This is a genomic window from Desulforhabdus sp. TSK (assembly GCF_022836495.1).
In the GTDB taxonomy this organism is placed as follows: Bacteria; Desulfobacterota; Syntrophobacteria; order Syntrophobacterales; family Syntrophobacteraceae; genus Desulforhabdus.
Window position 1 is genome coordinate 1 of the sequence record NZ_BQXM01000092.1, and the last position, 1,059, is coordinate 1,059.

Sequence of the window (1,059 nt, forward strand, 5' to 3'; positions counted from 1 at the left end):
GCGGCTAGACGGAAAGACCCCGTGCACCTTTACTATAGCTTGGCATTGGATTTTGGGCGTGTATGTGTAGGATAGGTGGGAGGCGATGAAACGGGAGCGCCAGCTCTCGCGGAGCCGTCCTTGAAATACCACCCTTATGCGTTTAGAATTCTAACCTTGAAGAGTGATCCTCCTCGGGGACAGTGCCTGGTGGGTAGTTTGACTGGGGCGGTCGCCTCCAAAAAAGTAACGGAGGCGCGCGAAGGTTCCCTCAGCCCGATTGGAAACCGGGCGTAGAGTGTAAAGGCATAAGGGAGCCTGACTGTGAGAGAGACATCTCGATCAGGGACGAAAGTCGGTCTTAGTGATCCGGCGGTTCTGAATGGAAGGGCCGTCGCTCAACGGATAAAAGGTACGCCGGGGATAACAGGCTGATAACCCCCAAGAGTTCACATCGACGGGGTTGTTTGGCACCTCGATGTCGGCTCATCGCATCCTGGGGCTGGAGCAGGTCCCAAGGGTTCGGCTGTTCGCCGATTAAAGCGGTACGTGAGCTGGGTTTAAAACGTCGTGAGACAGTTTGGTCCCTATCTACCGTGGGCGCAGGAATTTTGAGGGGATCTGTCCCTAGTACGAGAGGACCGGGATGGACGAACCACTGGTGTACCAGTTGTCCCGCCAGGGGCATCGCTGGGTAGCTAAGTTCGGAAGGGATAACCGCTGAAAGCATCTAAGCGGGAAGCCCACCCCAAGATGAGAATTCCCCTCCGGAGCAATCCGGGCTGAAGGCCCCTCGTAGACTACGAGGTTGATAGGTCGGGTGTGTAAGCACAGCAATGTGTTGAGCTAACCGATACTAATTGGCCGTGCGGCTTGACCATCCTAAAGGCAACCGATTGAAGCCAGGTTCAACTAAACCCCTGTTCAGTTTTTGACCCCATCTCCACTTTGGGGCGGTGGCTACAGCGAGGAGGTCACACCCGTTCCCATCCCGAACACGGTCGTTAAGCTCCTCTGCGCCGATGGTACTGCGTGGGTGACTGCGTGGGAGAGTAGGGCGCCGCCGCCCCATCCCTTTTT

2 rRNA genes are annotated in these 1,059 nt (G+C 56.4%); both read left to right on the forward strand.

The window, feature by feature from the left end:
- Nucleotides 1-860: ribosomal RNA gene (locus tag MWC30_RS21615) — 23S ribosomal RNA — on the forward strand; the annotation flags it as partial.
- Nucleotides 861-931: 71 nt separating this feature from the next.
- Nucleotides 932-1,048, forward strand: a 5S ribosomal RNA gene (gene rrf / locus MWC30_RS21620).
- Nucleotides 1,049-1,059 lie beyond the last annotated feature (11 nt).